At 34.3% G+C, this 1508-nt stretch carries 1 protein-coding gene and 1 pseudogene; one reads left to right on the forward strand and one right to left on the reverse strand.

Annotated elements, in window-relative coordinates; all coding sequences use genetic code 11:
- Positions 1-970: NADP-dependent oxidoreductase (locus HMPREF3125_RS02075; protein WP_070451609.1), on the forward strand; the 970-nt coding region annotated here is incomplete at its 5' end.
- Positions 971-1305: 335 nt separating this feature from the next.
- On the opposite strand, the pseudogene HMPREF3125_RS02080 reads toward HMPREF3125_RS02075, so the two are convergent.
- Positions 1306-1508, reverse strand: a pseudogene (locus HMPREF3125_RS02080) (replication protein Rep); the annotation flags it as partial.

Below are 1508 nucleotides of genomic sequence, written 5' to 3' on the forward strand. Positions count from 1 at the left end.
CAAAAGTATCCCTCAAGTCGATGTATTTAGATTTGAAACAATAGAAACTCGAGAACCATATGCAGGTGAGGTTCAAGTAGAATCCATTTATGTATCTGTAGATCCTTACATGAGAGGCAGAATGAATGATACAAAAAGTTATGTTCAACCTTTCCAAGTGAATGAACCATTACAAGGTCATATTGTTGGAAAAGTCACACAATCGAAAGATGAACGTCTATCTGTGGGTGATTATGTCACAGGCATATTACCATGGAAAAAGATAAATACAGTGAATGGAGACGATGTGACCCCTGTTCCATCAAAAGATGTACCATTACATTTATATTTGAGTGTTTTAGGCATGCCGGGAATGACGGCCTATACAGGATTGCTTCAAATTGGTCAACCAAAATCTGGCGAGACGGTTGTCGTGTCAGCTGCATCCGGTGCGGTAGGCTCTGTCGTAGGACAAATTGCTAAGATTAAAGGCGCAAAAGTTGTCGGTATTGCTGGTGGTAAGCAGAAAACAGCATATTTAACAGATGAATTAGGATTTGATGCGGCCATTGATTATAAACAAGATGATTTCACGCAGCAACTCGAAGCGGCTGTACCAGATGGTATTGATGTGTATTTTGAAAATGTAGGCGGCGCAATTTCTGATGAAGTGTTTAAACACTTAAATCGATTTGCACGCGTTCCGGTATGTGGTGCAATTTCAGCATATAATAATGAAAAAGACGATATTGGACCACGTATCCAAGGAACGTTGATTAAAAATCAAGCATTAATGCAAGGTTTTGTAGTAGCACAATTCGCTGATCATTTTAAAGAAGCAAGTGAACAACTCGCACAATGGGTGTCTGAAGGTAAAATTAAATTTGAAGTGACGATAGATGAAGGTTTTGACAATTTACCTTCTGCATTCAGAAAGTTATTTACAGGTGATAATTTCGGTAAACAAGTTGTCAAAATCAAAGAAGAATAGTGCAAAAATTGCAACACCAATTGTTATAAATGAGTTGTATATATTATCACCAATTAAGAGTATTTAAATATCTTATCTTCTTAATCATTATTATTTATTCTATTTTACAATTCTCCACTAACTAGTGTTATAATCTACCTAACAAACTGTTTATAAGAATAAAATAGAGAGACGTTAGTGAGTCAATAAATGTTTTCAATATTATATTCTGGGTAAATGGAAATTAGATAATAAGCATTCATATTTATAAAGCCTTGTTCTTTTAGAACAAGGCTTTTTCTCCCAAGAAGTATTAGATCATGATACCAGTGTATCTATGCTTATTATTTTTACTATTACTCATCCCAATCAATTTGTAATTGCTTTAAAAAAGCTTCTCGCTCCTTTTCGAATTGAGGATCTATATCACTTCTAACCTTTTTAGTATATGTTCGATCTTCTAACCATTGTGGTGTTTTTTCTCTACTAATATATCGTCTTGAACTCACTGTATTCTTACTTTCAGAGTACTTTTTATTATAAATACGATTTTCAGGTT

Source organism: Staphylococcus sp. HMSC13A10 (assembly GCF_001808005.1).
GTDB lineage: Bacteria > Bacillota > Bacilli > Staphylococcales > Staphylococcaceae > Staphylococcus > Staphylococcus pasteuri.